Source organism: Youngimonas ophiurae (nom. illeg.) (assembly GCF_049803795.1).
Classification (GTDB): Bacteria; Pseudomonadota; Alphaproteobacteria; order Rhodobacterales; family Rhodobacteraceae; genus Thalassobius.
Genome location: NZ_JBNAGJ010000008.1, coordinates 138,233 through 152,766, shown reverse-complemented (window position 1 = coordinate 152,766; position 14,534 = coordinate 138,233). Strand labels below are relative to the sequence as shown.

General features: G+C 61.7%; 15 protein-coding genes. 12 read left to right on the top strand and 3 right to left on the bottom strand.

Going from position 1 to position 14,534, the window contains the following annotated elements; all coding sequences use genetic code 11:
• From folD to ACP15O_RS15850, 10 genes are all read left to right on the top strand, one after another.
• Positions 1 to 903, top strand: a 903-nt coding sequence (gene folD / locus ACP15O_RS15895; RefSeq protein WP_425097108.1) for a bifunctional methylenetetrahydrofolate dehydrogenase/methenyltetrahydrofolate cyclohydrolase FolD, incomplete at its 5' end; no start/stop codon positions are given.
• A gap of 77 nt (positions 904 to 980) precedes the next feature.
• On the top strand, positions 981 to 1,865 hold the full coding sequence (gene purU / locus ACP15O_RS15890) for a formyltetrahydrofolate deformylase (protein WP_425097107.1): 885 nt from the start codon (positions 981 to 983) through the stop codon (positions 1,863 to 1,865).
• A gap of 149 nt (positions 1,866 to 2,014) precedes the next feature.
• Positions 2,015 to 2,731, top strand: a complete 717-nt coding sequence (locus tag ACP15O_RS15885) for a FadR/GntR family transcriptional regulator (RefSeq protein WP_425097106.1) — start codon at positions 2,015 to 2,017, stop codon at positions 2,729 to 2,731.
• Between the two features lie 344 nt (positions 2,732 to 3,075).
• Positions 3,076 to 4,455, top strand: a complete 1,380-nt coding sequence (locus tag ACP15O_RS15880; protein WP_425097105.1) for an ammonium transporter — start codon at positions 3,076 to 3,078, stop codon at positions 4,453 to 4,455.
• Positions 4,456 to 4,479: 24 nt separating this feature from the next.
• Entirely contained in the window at positions 4,480 to 4,650 is a 171-nt protein-coding gene (locus tag ACP15O_RS15875) for a hypothetical protein (protein WP_425097104.1), read from the top strand.
• A 117-nt stretch (positions 4,651 to 4,767) separates the two neighbouring features.
• Positions 4,768 to 5,901, top strand: a complete 1,134-nt coding sequence (locus ACP15O_RS15870) for an aminomethyl transferase family protein (RefSeq protein ID WP_425097103.1) — start codon at positions 4,768 to 4,770, stop codon at positions 5,899 to 5,901.
• Positions 5,902 to 5,973: 72 nt separating this feature from the next.
• Positions 5,974 to 6,576: a dimethylamine monooxygenase subunit DmmA family protein gene (locus ACP15O_RS15865; RefSeq protein WP_425097102.1), complete on the top strand. Its 603-nt coding sequence runs from the start codon at positions 5,974 to 5,976 to the stop codon at positions 6,574 to 6,576.
• Complete coding sequence (locus ACP15O_RS15860) at positions 6,573 to 7,520, top strand: PDR/VanB family oxidoreductase (RefSeq protein WP_425097101.1); 948 nt, start codon at positions 6,573 to 6,575, stop codon at positions 7,518 to 7,520. Before ACP15O_RS15865 ends, ACP15O_RS15860 begins: the two co-directional genes overlap by 4 nt.
• 11 nt (positions 7,521 to 7,531) lie before the next feature.
• The gene (locus tag ACP15O_RS15855; protein ID WP_425097100.1) at positions 7,532 to 8,575 is read left to right on the top strand and encodes a heme-dependent oxidative N-demethylase family protein; all 1,044 of its coding nucleotides are present in this window, start codon (positions 7,532 to 7,534) and stop codon (positions 8,573 to 8,575) included.
• A 5-nt stretch (positions 8,576 to 8,580) separates the two neighbouring features.
• The gene (locus tag ACP15O_RS15850; RefSeq protein ID WP_425097099.1) at positions 8,581 to 8,895 is read left to right on the top strand and encodes a DMT family transporter; all 315 of its coding nucleotides are present in this window, start codon (positions 8,581 to 8,583) and stop codon (positions 8,893 to 8,895) included.
• Here ACP15O_RS15850 and cobS read toward each other — a convergent pair.
• Entirely contained in the window at positions 8,892 to 9,656 is a 765-nt protein-coding gene (gene cobS / locus ACP15O_RS15845; protein WP_425097098.1) for an adenosylcobinamide-GDP ribazoletransferase, read from the bottom strand. The two genes, ACP15O_RS15850 and cobS, sit on opposite strands and share 4 nt — an antisense overlap.
• An 81-nt stretch (positions 9,657 to 9,737) precedes the next feature.
• Here cobS and cobT point away from each other — a divergent pair, with 81 nt between their 5' ends.
• Complete coding sequence (gene cobT, locus ACP15O_RS15840; RefSeq protein ID WP_425097097.1) at positions 9,738 to 10,754, top strand: nicotinate-nucleotide--dimethylbenzimidazole phosphoribosyltransferase; 1,017 nt, start codon at positions 9,738 to 9,740, stop codon at positions 10,752 to 10,754.
• A gap of 48 nt (positions 10,755 to 10,802) precedes the next feature.
• Here cobT and ACP15O_RS15835 read toward each other — a convergent pair whose 3' ends face one another.
• Positions 10,803 to 12,680 (bottom strand): monovalent cation:proton antiporter-2 (CPA2) family protein, encoded by a 1,878-nt coding sequence (locus tag ACP15O_RS15835; protein ID WP_425097096.1) that lies wholly within the window; start codon positions 12,678 to 12,680, stop codon positions 10,803 to 10,805.
• 10 nt (positions 12,681 to 12,690) lie between these two features.
• Positions 12,691 to 13,146, bottom strand: a complete 456-nt coding sequence (locus ACP15O_RS15830) for an Lrp/AsnC family transcriptional regulator (RefSeq protein ID WP_425097095.1) — start codon at positions 13,144 to 13,146, stop codon at positions 12,691 to 12,693.
• A 131-nt stretch (positions 13,147 to 13,277) separates the two neighbouring features.
• Here ACP15O_RS15830 and hppD point away from each other — a divergent pair, with 131 nt between their 5' ends.
• Positions 13,278 to 14,372 carry a 4-hydroxyphenylpyruvate dioxygenase gene (hppD, locus tag ACP15O_RS15825; RefSeq protein ID WP_425097094.1) on the top strand — a complete coding sequence of 365 codons (1,095 nt, stop codon included), beginning with the start codon at positions 13,278 to 13,280 and terminating at the stop codon, positions 14,370 to 14,372.
• Positions 14,373 to 14,534 lie beyond the last annotated feature (162 nt).

The window sequence follows — 14,534 nt, the reverse complement described above, 5'->3', positions numbered from 1 at the left end:
ATGACCGCAACTATCATCGACGGTAAGGCGTTTGCCTTGGATGTTCGTGGGCGCGTTGCGCAGCATGTTGCGCGGCTGAAAGAGGAAAACGCGATCACGCCGGGCCTGGCCGTGGTGCTGGTGGGCGAGGATCCTGCCAGCCAGGTTTATGTGCGCTCGAAGGGGAAAATGACCGTCGAAGTGGGCATGAATTCCTATGAGCACAAACTGCCCGCCGACACGTCCGAGGCGGATCTTCTGGCGCTGATTAACCAATTGAACACCGATTCTGAGGTACACGGGATTCTGGTGCAGCTGCCCTTGCCGGCGCATCTGAACGAGGATCTGGTGATCAACGCCATCGACCCGGCCAAGGATGTGGACGGGTTTCATATCTCGAATGTGGGGCTGCTGGGCACCGGGCAAAAGGCGATGGTGCCCTGCACGCCGCTGGGTTGCCTGATGATGCTGCGCGCGCATCATGGCAGCCTGTCGGGGCTGAACGCGGTGGTGATCGGGCGCAGCAATATCGTCGGCAAACCGATGGCGCAGCTGCTGCTGGGCGACAGCTGCACGGTGACGATCGCCCATAGCCGCACGCGCGATCTGCCCGGTGTGGTGCGGGGCGCGGACATCGTGGTGGCGGCGGTGGGCCGTCCCGAAATGGTGCCGGGCGACTGGATCAAACCGGGCGCCACGGTGATTGACGTGGGCATCAATCGGATCCCGGCTCCGGAAAAGGGCGCGGGCAAAACCCGGCTGGTGGGCGACGTGGATTTCGCCAGCTGCGCGGCGGTGGCCGGGGCGATCACCCCGGTACCCGGAGGCGTCGGCCCAATGACCATCGCCTGCCTTCTGGCCAACACCCTGACCGCCTGCTGCCGCGCCAATGGCCTGACAGAGCCAGAGGGGCTGACCGTTTAAAAGTCCAACAATAACGAAATAAAACAAACACTTCAGGGCCAAATGCCAGGGGGGCTGGCCCTCGACCGGAGAATGAAATGTCGAAACTTTGTCTTACAGTGACCTGCGAATCCACGCGTGGAATCGTTGCGGCCATTGCCACCTTTCTGGCCGATCAGGGCTGCAATATCTCGGACAGTTCGCAATATGATGACATGGGGACGGGCCAGTTTTTCATGCGCATCAGCTTTGTGCCCGAAACCGGGGCCGATCTGGCCGCGCTGACCGAGGTTTTCGCCCCGATTGCGGCTGAATTCGGGATGCGCTTTGCCTTCCACGACGAAAGCGAAAAGATGAAAGTCGTGATCATGGTCAGCCGTTTTGGCCATTGTTTGAACGATCTTCTGTATCGCGTGAAAATCGGTGCGCTGCCGATTGAAATCGTGGCTGTGATCTCGAATCACATGGATTATCAAAAGGTTGTGGTGAATAACGACATCCCGTTCCACTGCATCAAAGTGACCAAGGAAAACAAGCCCGAGGCCGAGGCCGCCATCATGCGCGTGGTCGAGGACACCGAGGCCGAGCTGATCGTTCTGGCCCGCTATATGCAGATTCTCAGCGATGAGATGTGTCAGAAAATGTCGGGTCGGATCATCAATATTCACCATTCTTTCCTGCCCAGTTTCAAGGGGGCGAACCCCTATAAACAGGCCTATGCGCGCGGGGTGAAACTGATCGGGGCGACCTCGCATTACGTGACCGCGGATCTGGATGAGGGCCCGATCATCGAGCAGGATATCGTCCGGATCAGCCACGCCCAATCCCCCGAGGATTACGTCAGCCTGGGCCGCGATGTCGAGGCCTCGGTTCTGGCCCGCGCCATCCATGCGCACGCCAATCACCGGGTGTTCCTGAACGGAAACAAGACCGTGGTGTTCGAGGCTTCTCCGGGCAGTTATTCGTCCGAACGGATGGGCTGAGCCTTCTGATTTTTTGCGAATTCCCGACAGGGCGCATGATGCATGTGCCCTGTTTTGTCGTGCGTGCGGGGCAGGGGCTGGACCAATTGTGGTGAATTGGTCTATCACAGAAGGCGCCCACCGGGTTTTTTGACCAAAGGACCAGCCTCTTGCCCAATTCCACGTCTCCGTCCGCCTCTGTTCCTTCGGCCCCTGGGGCGACTGCGCGCTATGTGATCGAGACGCTGACCACCCGTATCGTCACCCAGGAATACGCCACCGAAGAGCGCCTGCCATCTGAGCGGCAATTGGCGCAGGATCTGGGGGTGGCGCGGAACACGGTACGCGAGGCATTGGACCAATTAGAGGTCAAAGGTATGATCCGGCGGCGGGCCGGATCGGGCTCGTTCGTGACGTATAATCCGGATGGGGCGTCGCAGGCGGTATCGCCCGTGGCCGCCGATACCGGGCCATTGCAGCTACAGGTGGTTCGCGGCATTCTGGAGCCGGAAATGGTGCGCCTGGCGGTTGTGAACATGTCGCCGCGCCAGATCGAGGGGCTCTCGGCGGTGCTGTCGAAACTAGAGGCCGTGCAGGCCGATGCCGCTGCTTTTATGCGCCTGGAAGAGGATTTTCACCGTCTGATCGCCGAAGGCACGGGCAATCCGCTGCTGGTGGCCTGCTATAATCTGGTGATTGATGCGCGGCGGCAATCCTTCCGCGCGGCCATGTATCGGCGCCATCTGACCCCGGCGCGGATCGCGATTTATCAGCGTGGCTATAACGGTCTGTTCAACGCCATCGCCGCGCGCGACATCGAGGAAGCCTGCGAATTCATGAAGCTTGCCTTGATCGAGGATCAGCGTTTCCTGTTGCAGGAAGATTGATTGGTCCAACCAATTAACCGATCAAAAATCACGGACAAAACGCGCTAAGAACGGCTGCGAATCCCTCGTGCGATGTGCCGGAATGCCCCGGAGGAACGCGCCATATGCTCTGCTGTATTGGCGCGGCAGATCGCGCCCGCGCCTACAAATTCAGCTTTCGTGGGAAATCTCGTGGGGGTTTGACCTAAAAAAGCGGCGCTTCATAATTCCTCAGAGGAAAAAAGTTTGACCACAAGTGATTGAATCCCTCTTCTGTGGGTGCTGAGTGAGCCAGTTGAAATAATTGGTTCAAACCAAAAAGACTGGCTTTGAATGAAAGTCACCTTCACAACAGGGAGAACGACTTGGAACAGGAAATTGCCTCTTTGGCCGAAGCGGTGGCCGAGCTGAAGGCAAATGCTGCCGGCACGAACGGTACTTTTGCCGAAACTTTTTATTATCTGACGATCCCTCTCATGGTGCTGATCCATGCGGGGTTCCTTGCCTATGAAATGGGGGCGTCGCGGTCGAAGAACGCGCTGGCCTCGGGCATCAAGAACATCCTCGCCTTTGCGATGATCGTTCCCTTCTTCTACTTCATCGGCTGGTGGATCTACTGGGCCTTCCCCACGGGGCTGACCCTGTCCGAGGGCGCCATGGGTATCTCGGGCCTGACCTATGCCAACGACGTGGCCCTGCCCTGGAGCCAATATATGGGCCCCAACCTGGATGACCGCGCCTCGGGCGTGTTCTGGGGGGCCTTCGTGCTGTTTGCCGCCACCACGGCCTCGATCCTGTCGGGCGGCGTGATCGAGCGGATCAAGCTGACCGGCTTTGTCGTGCTGGCCATTGTTCTGGGCGCTTTCGTCTGGATCCTGGCGGGCGCCTGGGGCTGGCATTCGGATGGCTGGCTGGTCACCAAGTTCGGCTACCACGATTTCGGCGCAGCGGGCGTGGTCCACATGATCGCGGGCTTCTTTACGCTGGGTGTGCTGATCAATCTGGGGCCGAGGGTTGGCAAGTTTAACCCCGATGGCAGCGCCAATGCGATTGCCGGCCACTCGATGCCGATGACCCTGATTGGCCTGATGCTGATCATCGCCGGTTTCTGGGGCTTCCTGATGGGCTGCGTGATCGTTCCGGGCGAGGCCTGGAGCTGGTCGAACACCATCGAGGGCACCATCTACGGCACCCCGATGACGATTTCGGGCATGACGTTCAACACGCTGATGGGCTTTGCCGGCGGTATCATCGGGGCCTGGATGGTTACGCGTGATCCGTTCTGGATGATGTCGGGCGCTCTGGGTGGGATCATTTCCTGCGCGGCAGGTCTGGACCTGTGGTATCCGCCCATGGCCTTTGCCATCGGTTTCCTGGGCGCTGTGATGATGCCGTTCGTCGCCTCGTTCATTGAAAAGATGGGCATTGACGATGCCGTGGGCGCCTTTGCCGTGCACGGGTTCCTGGGGCTGTGGGGTCTGATCGCTGTCGGGATCGCCGCCCAAGGCTATCCGGCCATGTTCGGCGAGGACGTCATCACCATCTCGTTCACGGGCCAGCTGGTTGGCGCGATCGTGATGGGTCTGCTGGGGTTTGTGCCGGGCTATGTCGTGTCCTTCATCCTGAAGGCCACCGGCCAGCTGCGCGTCCCCGAAGAGGCGGAAATCCTGGGCCTGGACAAGGTCAAAGTCCCCGCCGACGCCTATCCCGAAGCGCTGCACCCCTCGGTCAGCCCGGCTGAATGATCCAACCTAGGAAAGGATAAACCAATGGAAGCACCTTTTGAAGCAACCACCTGGGATGGCATCACGGGCGCCATCTATGCCGGATACGGCTCGGTCGAGGGCCTGTGGCTGCTGATCTGCCTGGTGATGATCGTTGTCGCGATTGTCTTTGGCTGGCGGCACGAGGAACACGCCTACAAGACCCCGAAAAAGTAACCGCCCAAGCGGTTTCAAGGGCAGGGCGGCTGCGCCCTGTCCCACGTCCCGGCGGCCAATCCCCATGTCGCCGGGGCCGACCCAACCATCAGAATTACCGACCCTAAGGACAAAATAATGATCGCATCTTGGAGATTTTCCGCATTGGCGGACCGGCACCGGGCGCTTGGCTCGGATCTGGAAGACTGGAGCGGCATGGGCACCGCCTGGAGCTATGACAAGGACCAGACCGAGGAATACCTGGCCATCCGCACCAAGGCGGGCGTGATGGATGTCTCGGGTCTGAAGAAAGTCCACGTGATGGGCCCGCACGCGCAATACGTGATTGATAAGGCCACCACGCGCAATATTGAAAAGCTCAAACCGGGCCGGTCCACCTATGCGACCATGCTCAATGACGCGGGCAAATTCGTAGATGATTGCGTGATCTACCGCATGGGGCCGCACAGCTTTATGGTGGTGCATGGCTCGGGCGCAGGGCACGAACAGCTGTCCATGTATGCCGCCGGGCGCAATGTGGCGCTGATCTTTGACGACGATCTGCATGACATCAGCCTTCAGGGGCCGCTGGCCGTGGACTATCTGGAAAAACACGTGCCTGGTATCCGTGATCTGGCCTATTTCAGCCAGATGCAGACCACTCTGTTCGGTAAGCCGGTGATGATCTCGCGCACCGGATATACTGGCGAGCGCGGATACGAGATTTTCTGCCGCCGCCCCGATGCCGTGGAAATCTGGGACACGATCGTGGCCGAGGGTGCCGAGATGGGCATCATCCCCACGCGGTTTACCACGCTCGATTGGCTGCGCGCCGAAAGCTATCTGCTGTTCTATCCCTACGATAACTCGGAAATGTACCCGTTCGAGGACCAGGGCCCCGGCGACACCCTGTGGGAACTGGGCCTGGAATTCACCGTCTCGCCCGGCAAAACCGGCTTCCGCGGGGCCGAGGAACATTACCGCCTGAAGGGCAAAGAGCGCTTCAAGATCTACGGCGTCAAGTTGGAGGGCACCACGCCCGCCCCCGAAGGCGCGCCCCTGCTGAAGGATGGCAGCCCCGTCGGGATCGTCACCATCGGCATGTATTCGCCGCTGAACGAACACAACGTCGGGATCGCCCGGATGCCCGTGGACTGCGCGGTGCCGGGGACGGCCCTGACCGTGATGATCGACGGTGCCGAGGTCGCGGCCACCGCCGCCCCGATGCCCTTCTATGACGTCGACAAAAAACGCCGCACAGCCAAAGGCTAAGTGCCGCCGGGGCGGGCGCATCCCAGTGCCCGCCCGTTTTCACGAAACTTAGGAAAGTCCACGGTTCGCCCCATGCCAAACACTGAATTTTCCCCCTCAATCGACTCGCGTCCGACCTATGCGCCGCTGCTCTCGCGCGGGGCGGCGCCGGCCCTGATGGTGGCCGATGACGCCGGTGCGCCGGCGCTGCTGGATCTGGTGCGCGCGGATGCCTCGGTGCTGGATAACGCGCATGTGCTGCTGATTGCGGCCACGCCCCCTCACGCGGCGCAGATGGCCGATCAAAAGCCCGCCGCCCTGCACGAAGCGCCCGACGCGCCGACCGCCACCACCCTGATCGCGCAGCTTCTGGCCGAGGCACGGATGGGCACGCAGCTGTATCTGGCTGGCTCCGAAGGGCTGATCGGGCAGGTCAGCGCGCTGGCGATGCAGGCCGATCTGCCGCTGGACGCGATCCAGGCCGAACATCGCGGCCCCATCGGACGGCGGATGCAATGCGTCCATTGCAAAGGCATCACCGAGGACGTCACCACCGATCCGTTCACCTGTTCTCACTGTGGGCTGACGCTGTTCGTGCGCGATCATTTCTCGCGCCGGCTGGGTGTGTTTCAGGGCGTCTGCGTGGATGCCGAAACCCCCGGAGAAATCCCCCAGACCGTGGAGATTCAACCATGAGCAAACTGGCGCTGAAAGTCACCGAAGTCGAGGCCCTGTCGCCTCTGGTCAAGCGGTTCCGCTTCGAAGCCCCCGATGGCGCGGCGCTGCCCGTGTTCTCGGGCGGGGCGCATATCACCGTGGAAATGCCGCAGGACGGGCTGATCCGGCGGAACTCTTATTCCCTGATTTCAGACCCTTACGATGGGTCCGGCTATGAAATCGCTGTCCGGCGCGAGGATACGGGCCGGGGCGGGTCACGCTATATGCACAGCCAGGTGGCCGAGGGCGATCAGATCACCGTGTCGATGCCGGCCAACCTGTTCGCGCTGGATCTGCGGGCGCGCAAACATGTGCTGATCGGCGGCGGCATCGGCATCACCCCGTTTTTGTCGCAGCTGCGCCAGCTGGAGCGCGTCCAGCAACCCTATGAGCTGCACTATGCCGCTCGCTCGCGTGCCGAGGCCGCCGGGCTGGCGCTGCTGCCCCAGGCCGCCCATGTGCACATCCATATCTCGGACGAGGGCAGCCGCATGGACCTGGGCGCGATCCTGTCCGGGCAGCCTTTGGGCACGCATGTCTATACCTGCGGCCCTCAGGGCCTGATCGACGCTGTGGCCGATCAGGCCGCGCGTCTGGGCTGGCCGGGCACTGCCGTACATTCCGAAGCCTTCGCTGCCCCGCCCCCCGGCGAGGCCTTTGAGGTCACGATTGCCTCGACCGGGCAAACGGTTCCCGTGGGTGCCGATCAAAGCCTGCTGGAGGCGCTGGAGGCCGCCGAAATCCCCATCGAGTATTCCTGCCGGGGCGGGGCCTGCGGGCGCTGTGAAACCGCCGTGACATCCTGCGAGGGGCGCATTTTGCACAATGACCACTGGCTCAGCGAGGACGATCGCGCCGCCCAGCAAAAGATCATGCCCTGCATGTCCCGGTTCAAGGGCACGCGGCTGGAACTCGATCTCTGAGGAGAAACACAATGACCATGCAATTCAACGATGAAACCTTTCGCGGGGATTACACCTATCACAATTCGAAGGCCGCAATCGCGCGCTTTCCGTTTCCCTTCGATCAGGACAGTTACATGTACTCGGTCAATATCGAGCAGCATCCCGGCGGGCCAGCGGGCAGCCCCTTTGCCTATGCCTTTGACGTGGACGAACACTATGTCGCGGAAATGCAGGACCGGGCGATCACCCTGGCCGAGGATCCGATGCGCTGCCAGTCGCTGCCGCATATGGAGCTGGCTGGCTGGGATCTGCTGGAACTGATCATGGTGTCCAAGGCGCGGGATTACCCAGAGCTGTTTTCCCTGACGCGGGATGGGGACAATTGGCACTGGATCAACCGGCCCTTGGGGATTGATCAGCGCTTTACCTTTCTGGATGCCAGCACGCTGCCCTATGGCCCGATGGAATATATCACCCGCCAGGCGCAGGGCGATTTCGCGGTGTTGCATGAACGGGATGGGAACCTTTGGCTGGATGCCGGAATGGTGACCTCGCAGGCCGATTGGTCCCTGGATTTCGACGTGGGTATGAACTTCTTCGAATGGCACGCCCCGGTGCCCAAGGCCAAGGGCATGGGCGTTTTCGATAAGGCGCTGAAATTCCTGCTGGCAGTGACGCAGGAACAGCCCTATCGCCGCCTGAACTGGACGATGACGGTGAACCCGCGCCTGGATACCAGCCCGGAAAACTATCACAAATGGGGGCCTGAAAAGCGGACGATCACGCCTGAAAACGTCGGGCAGAAACAGTTCCTGCGGGTCGAGCTACAGACGTTCTGGCGGTTGCCGCGCTCGAATGCGCTGGCCTTTCCGATCCGCTGCTATCTGGCCAACCTCGAGGATCTGTGCACTCAGCCCAAATGGGGCCGCCGCCTGCACCGGGTGCTGCGCGACATTGACCCCGATCTGGCCGATTACAAAGGCTTTGCGGTGAACCAGCAGATGATCGTCGAGTATCTGGCACGCCATGACGACGGCGCGCCGACCTCGCCGGGCATCTTTGCCGAAGGGTAACGGGCGTGGCGTGGATTCTCTTGGTTGTGGCCGGGCTGCTTGAGGCCGTCTGGGCCACCACCATGAAATACTCCGCAGGGTTCACCGCTCCGATTCCCAGCCTTGTGACGGTGGTGACGGCGGCGGTGTCCTTCTACATCCTGGGCGTCGCAATGAAGAGCCTGCCTCTGGGCACGGCCTATCTGGTCTGGACGGGGATCGGCGCAATCGGTGCCTTCGTGGCGGGGATATTTCTGTATTCCGAGGACGTCAGCCCCATGCGGCTGGCCGCCGCCGGGCTGATCGTGGCGGGCATGATGCTGATGAAGCTTAGCGCCTAGGCCAGAACCAGCGCAGCCAGCACGATCAGCGCCGCAATTTCCGAGACCTGCTGCGCCGCGCCCAGAACATCGCCGGTCTGGCCTGCGATCTTGCGATGGGCCAGCAGGGCCAGACCGCCCAGACAGGCCAGTTGCAGCGCAATGACCAGCACCGCGGCGGGGCCCAGACAGACCAGCCCCAGGGCCACGGACAAGAAAGCGCCCAGCAGGACGGCCAATATGCCGGGGCGCCCGACCCAACGGCTCAGCCCGTCCGTGCGGGCCGCAGGAAGCCAGCGCATCAGCAAAGGGATGCCTCCGCGCGATAGAACGGCCACGCCCAGCGTGACATTCAGGATATGCCCGGCGGTAAACAGCTGCTCCAGCGCCCACCAGCGCAGCGCGAACCCCAGCAGCAGGGCCATCACCCCATAGGTGCCGATCTGGCTGTCCTTCATGATCTCTAGCCGGCGGGCGCGATCCCATCCCCCCCAGAAACCATCGGCAACATCGGCCAGCCCGTCCTCATGCATGGCGCCGGTCAGGACCACCGTCACCCCGATGGCCGCGATCGCCGCCAGCCCCGGCCCGACCCCTACCAAAGCGGCCGCAACCACGCCCGACAGCCCGCCCACGACCAGCCCGACCAGCGGATAGGCCCAGCACGCCGCCGCTCGTCTGGCATAGGCGCGATCGGGCAGATGCAGGGGCAGGCGGGTCAGCAGGGCCAGCGCCACGGCGATATCGCGCGCCTGAAATCCGGATTGGTCGTTTTCGCTCATGAGGCTGCCTTTTTGTTCTCTTGCTCCTCGTTACCATTGCGCTAAACACAGCCGCAATACCGACAGGAAGGAACCACAGACATGACCGAGAGCTTTGCCACGCTGGATGCATTCCGCGCCGTTCTGGCCCAGGCCCCCGCCGCCGACCACGAGGCCCGCAAAGAGGCCGAGGCCCGCAATGGGCAGCTTACGAAACCGCCGGGCGCGTTGGGCCGGCTTGAGGATCTGGCGATCTGGTATGCGGGCTGGCGCGGCACGGCACGTCCGGCGCTTGAAACCCCGCAGGTTATTGTTTTTGCAGGAAACCACGGGGTAACGGCGCAGGGGGTTTCGGCCTTTCCGGCCGAGGTGACCCATCAGATGGTGTTGAATTTCCAACATGGCGGCGCCGCGATCAACCAGCTGTCCAAGGCCTTTGGCGCGCGCATGGATGTGCACGCGCTGTCGCTGGAAACGCCCACCGCCGACTTCACCCAAGCCCCGGCAATGACCGAGGCCGAGCTGCTGGAGGCGCTGCAAGCGGGCTGGGACAGCGTTGACCCCGACGCCGATCTGCTGGTGACCGGGGAAATGGGCATCGGCAACACCACCTCGGCGGCGGCGCTGGCGCTGGCCCTGTTCGGAGGCGATGCGGCCGATTGGGCCGGGCGCGGAACCGGCGTGGACGATGCCGGCCTGGCCACCAAAACCCGCGTTGTGCGCGCAGGCGAAGCGCTGCACGCGGCCAATATCCGTGACGGTCTGGATGCGCTGCGCTGCCTGGGCGGGCGTGAATTGGCCGGCATGGCGGGGGCCATCGCGCGGGCGCGTTCTTTGCGTATTCCGGTGATTCTGGACGGGTTCATCTGCTGCGCTGCTGCGGCCTGTCTTGCCAAAACCACCCCCGGCGCGCTGGATCATTGCGTGGCCGGGCACGTCAGCGCCGAGGCCGCCCATCCGCGGCTGCTGAACGCGCTGGACAAGGTGCCGCTGATGTCGTTGGGGTTGCGGCTGGGCGAGGGCTCGGGGGCGGCGCTGGCCATCGGCATTCTGCAAGGGGCGATCGCGTGCCATTCGGGAATGGCGACCTTCGCCGAGGCCGGGGTCTCTGACGGGTAGTCCCGTATGTTCCGTGCCGGGGGAATTCCCGTTAACCTGTTGCGTTGACTATGGTTTTTCCTCGGCGCGCGCGTCCAGTTGTGCTTGTAATGCGGCCTCCAGCTCTTTGTCCAGTTCCAGCGCGCGTTTGACATATGCGTCGTTTTTGGACGCGGGGATTGTCGGATCCCACAGCTGCGCCAGATCGCGGATCGCCTCGCGATCATGATGGTAAAACACCTTCTCGGCCTGGGCGGCTTCGTATTCCGAAAGCCCAATGTTTTCCAGCACATAGCGCCCCGCCCTGAGCGAGCTGTCGAACATCTCGCGGACAATATCATTCGCCCCCGCCTGATAGAGCGCAAACACGTGGTTGCGGTCGCGGGCGCGGGCGATGATGTGCAGATCGGGCCGTTCGCGCCGGGCAAAGCTTACCAGCCGCACCGAGGCCTCGGGGCTGTCCAGCGCAACCACCAGAACCTGCGCCTCTTTCAGCCCGGCGGCGTGTAGCAATTCAGGCCGCGTGGGATCGCCAAAGAACCCCTTGAAACCGAACCGGCGCATCAGCTGGATGGTCTCCATATCGTGGTCCAGCACCACGGTCTTGAACCCGCTGGACTGCACCAGACGGTTCACGATTTGCCCAAAGCGGCCAATTCCGGCAATGATCACAGGGCCTTGGGTGTCGATTGTGTCTGCCTCGGTTTCGGGTTTGTCATCTGCAATGTGGCGCGAAAGCCAATCGTAGAGAATGAACAAAAGCGGCGTGGCCAGCATCGACAGGGCCACCACCATCAGCAGCCGCTCTGCCAGCGGGGCGGTCAGAACATGGGTCTGTTTGGCAAAGGACAGCAACACAAAGCCAAATTCCCCCGCCTGCGCCAGCGACAGCGTGAACAGCCAGCGATTGCGGCCGCGCAGCCTGAAAAGCGAGCCCAGGCCGAACAGGATCAGCCCCTTCAGCAGGATCAGCGCCGCCGTCATGGCCAGGATCGGCCCAGGATTATCCGTGAGCATGGCAAAGTTGATCCCCGCGCCCACGGTGATGAAAAACAGGCCCAGCAGCAGGCCCTTGAAGGGTTGAATGTCGCTCTCCAACTCGTGCCGGAATTCGGTATTGGCCAGCACGACACCGGCCAGGAACGTCCCCAGCGCGGGCGAGAGCCCGACAGCATTCATGATGAAGGCAATCCCCAGAACGATCAGCAGGGCCAGCGCGGTATACATCTCGCGCAGGCGGGCGTGGTGAATGTAGCGGAACACCGGGCGTGTCAGGTAAATGCCGGCCAGAATGATCACCGCCACCGCGCCCAGCGTGACCAGCGTCACGCCCCAGGCGGGCAGCCCCTCGACCAGGGACAGCGCGTTGTCATGGCCGTGCTCAACATCCTTGGCGCGCGCGATAGAGCCGTCCTCGCGCAGGACGGCGGCCGGGGTCACGGCCAGCAGTGGCAGTAGCGCGAGCATCGGAATGACCGCAATATCCTGCGTCAGCAGCACCGAAAAAGCCGAGCGCCCGCCCCCCGTCTGCATCAGGCCTTTTTCCGATAGAGTTTGCAGCACGATCGCGGTTGAGGACAGCGAAAAGATCAGCCCGATCGCCAGCGCCTGCGGCAGTGCCTGGCCCAGAACCAACGCGCCCGCCATCACCGCCAGGGTGGTTAATGCCACCTGCAACCCGCCCAGCCCCAATAGTTTGTGCCGCATGTCCCACAGCGTACGCGGCTCCAGCTCCAGCCCGATCAGGAACAACATCATCACCACGCCGAATTCGGCGAAATGTTGCAGATCGACCGTTTCACTGCCGACCAGGCCGAACACCGGGCCGATCAGGATGCCCGCGGTCAAATACCCCAGCACCGAGCCCAGGCCCAGCCGCGCCGCAAAGGGCACCGCGATCACGGCGGCGGCCAGATAGATCGAGGCTTGGAACAAGAAAGATTGCATCAGAGATCCTTTAACAGGGCAGGGGGGCGTCGTGTTTGAACTGGTCCATCACGATCTGGCTTTGGACACGGGCGACCGCCGGATGCGGCAGCAGGAATTCGTGGATCAGCCGGTTCAGCGCGGACAGATCCTCGCAGAAAACCCGCAGCAGGTAATCGGCCTCGCCCGTCAGCGTCCAGCCAGAAATCACCTCGGGGCGCAGCTCGACCAGCCGGGCAAATTGGCGCGCCTCTTCGGGGCCGTGGGTCACCATCTGGACCTGCACAAAGGCCTGAACCGTCAGGCCCAGTTTCTGCGGAGTCAGCTTGGCCGCATAGGCGCGGATATAGCCTTCGGCCTCCAGCCGCTGACGCCGCCGGCCCGCCTGGCTGGGGGACAGATTCAGCACCTCGCCCAGCTCTTGCGAGGTCAAGTGTGCGTTCTTTTGCAGCTCGGCCAGAAGCCGTTTGTCCGTTTCATCCAGCATATGCGTGTTTTCCGCGTTTTTTGTAAAAATAGCGCAACATTGCCGCATGGCAACGCCATATTTCTTCTCAAAATGCGCAAAAAACCGGCGGGACAGCTTTTACCCTATGAGCAGCAGAACAGGAGGAGCCAATGGGACCGTTCCCACATGATGCGCCGCAGGCGCAGATCACCCCGCAAAACCCCGCCGGAACCGATGGGTTCGAATTTGTCGAATTTGCCCATCCCGACCCCGAGGCGCTGCGCGATTTGTTTGCCCGGATGGGCTATGCGCGGGTGGCGCACCACAAATCCAAGGATGTGGAACTGTGGCAGCAGGGCGATATCACCTATATCCTGAATAACGAGCCGAACAGTTTCGCCAGCCATTTCGCGGAGGCTCACGGCCCCTGCGCCGCGTCGATGGGCTGGCGCGTGGTGGATGCGCAGAAGGCGTTCGAACACGCGGTTTCAAAAGGGGCCGAACCCTATACCAGCGACGATAAAACCCTGGACTGGCCGGCGATCAAAGGGATCGGCGGCAGCCTGATCTATTTCACGGATCAGTATCACGATACCTCACCCTACAACGCCGAGTTCGACTGGCTGGACCGTTCCAAGCCCAAGGGCGTTGGGTTCTACTATCTGGATCACCTGACCCATAATGTGTTCAGGGGGAACATGGATAAGTGGTTCAAATTCTACGAGGATCTGTTCAATTTTCGCGAAATCCGCTTCTTTGACATCGAAGGCAAATATACCGGGTTGTTCAGCCGCGCGCTGACCTCGCCCTGTGGGCGTATCCGCATTCCGATCAACGAGGATCGCGGGGAAACCGGCCAGATTGTTGCCTATCTGAAGAAATATCGCGGCGAGGGAATACAGCATATCGCCGTGGGCTCTGAAGACATCTACAGTGCGACGGATGCAATAGCTGAACGTGGCATTCACTTCATGCCAGGCCCGAATGCAGCCTATTACGAACTGTCTAAAACCCGCGTCCAAGGTCATGATGAACCGCTGGATCGAATGCAGAAACACGGCATTCTGATTGATGGCGAGGGTGTTGTCGATGGTGGTGAAACCCGGATTTTGCTACAGATTTTCTCGAAAACTGTGATCGGGCCGATCTTCTTTGAGTTCATCCAGCGCAAAGGCGACGACGGCTTCGGCGAGGGCAATTTCAAGGCCCTGTTCGAATCCATCGAGCGCGAACAGATCGAAAACGGAGAGATCGCCGCAGAGTGATCGCAGCAGATCGCTAGGGCGGCAGGGGCCTGGGCCTTGGCCGCCCTGTTTTAGGCGTAACGCGACAGTCAGCGGCCTGGTGCACAGGGGACCAGATCACATAGCTGAGACTGAGCAGAAGAAACAAGAATAGGAACATGCGGGGCAGATTGGCACGGAGGG

What these genes read in the sequence shown, in the direction of transcription:
- ACP15O_RS15855 (WP_425097100.1), top strand. Translation starts at nt 7,532, where the DNA reads ATGACCATGCAATTCAACGATGAAACCTTTCGCGGGGATTACACCTAT.
- cobS (WP_425097098.1), bottom strand. Translation starts at nt 9,656, where the DNA reads ATGAGCGAAAACGACCAATCCGGATTTCAGGCGCGCGATATCGCCGTG.
- cobT (WP_425097097.1), top strand. Translation starts at nt 9,738, where the DNA reads ATGACCGAGAGCTTTGCCACGCTGGATGCATTCCGCGCCGTTCTGGCC.
- ACP15O_RS15835 (WP_425097096.1), bottom strand. Translation starts at nt 12,680, where the DNA reads ATGCAATCTTTCTTGTTCCAAGCCTCGATCTATCTGGCCGCCGCCGTG.
- ACP15O_RS15870 (WP_425097103.1), top strand. Translation starts at nt 4,768, where the DNA reads ATGATCGCATCTTGGAGATTTTCCGCATTGGCGGACCGGCACCGGGCG.
- ACP15O_RS15865 (WP_425097102.1), top strand. Translation starts at nt 5,974, where the DNA reads ATGCCAAACACTGAATTTTCCCCCTCAATCGACTCGCGTCCGACCTAT.
- hppD (WP_425097094.1), top strand. Translation starts at nt 13,278, where the DNA reads ATGGGACCGTTCCCACATGATGCGCCGCAGGCGCAGATCACCCCGCAA.
- ACP15O_RS15860 (WP_425097101.1), top strand. Translation starts at nt 6,573, where the DNA reads ATGAGCAAACTGGCGCTGAAAGTCACCGAAGTCGAGGCCCTGTCGCCT.
- purU (WP_425097107.1), top strand. Translation starts at nt 981, where the DNA reads ATGTCGAAACTTTGTCTTACAGTGACCTGCGAATCCACGCGTGGAATC.
- ACP15O_RS15875 (WP_425097104.1), top strand. Translation starts at nt 4,480, where the DNA reads ATGGAAGCACCTTTTGAAGCAACCACCTGGGATGGCATCACGGGCGCC.
- ACP15O_RS15830 (WP_425097095.1), bottom strand. Translation starts at nt 13,146, where the DNA reads ATGCTGGATGAAACGGACAAACGGCTTCTGGCCGAGCTGCAAAAGAAC.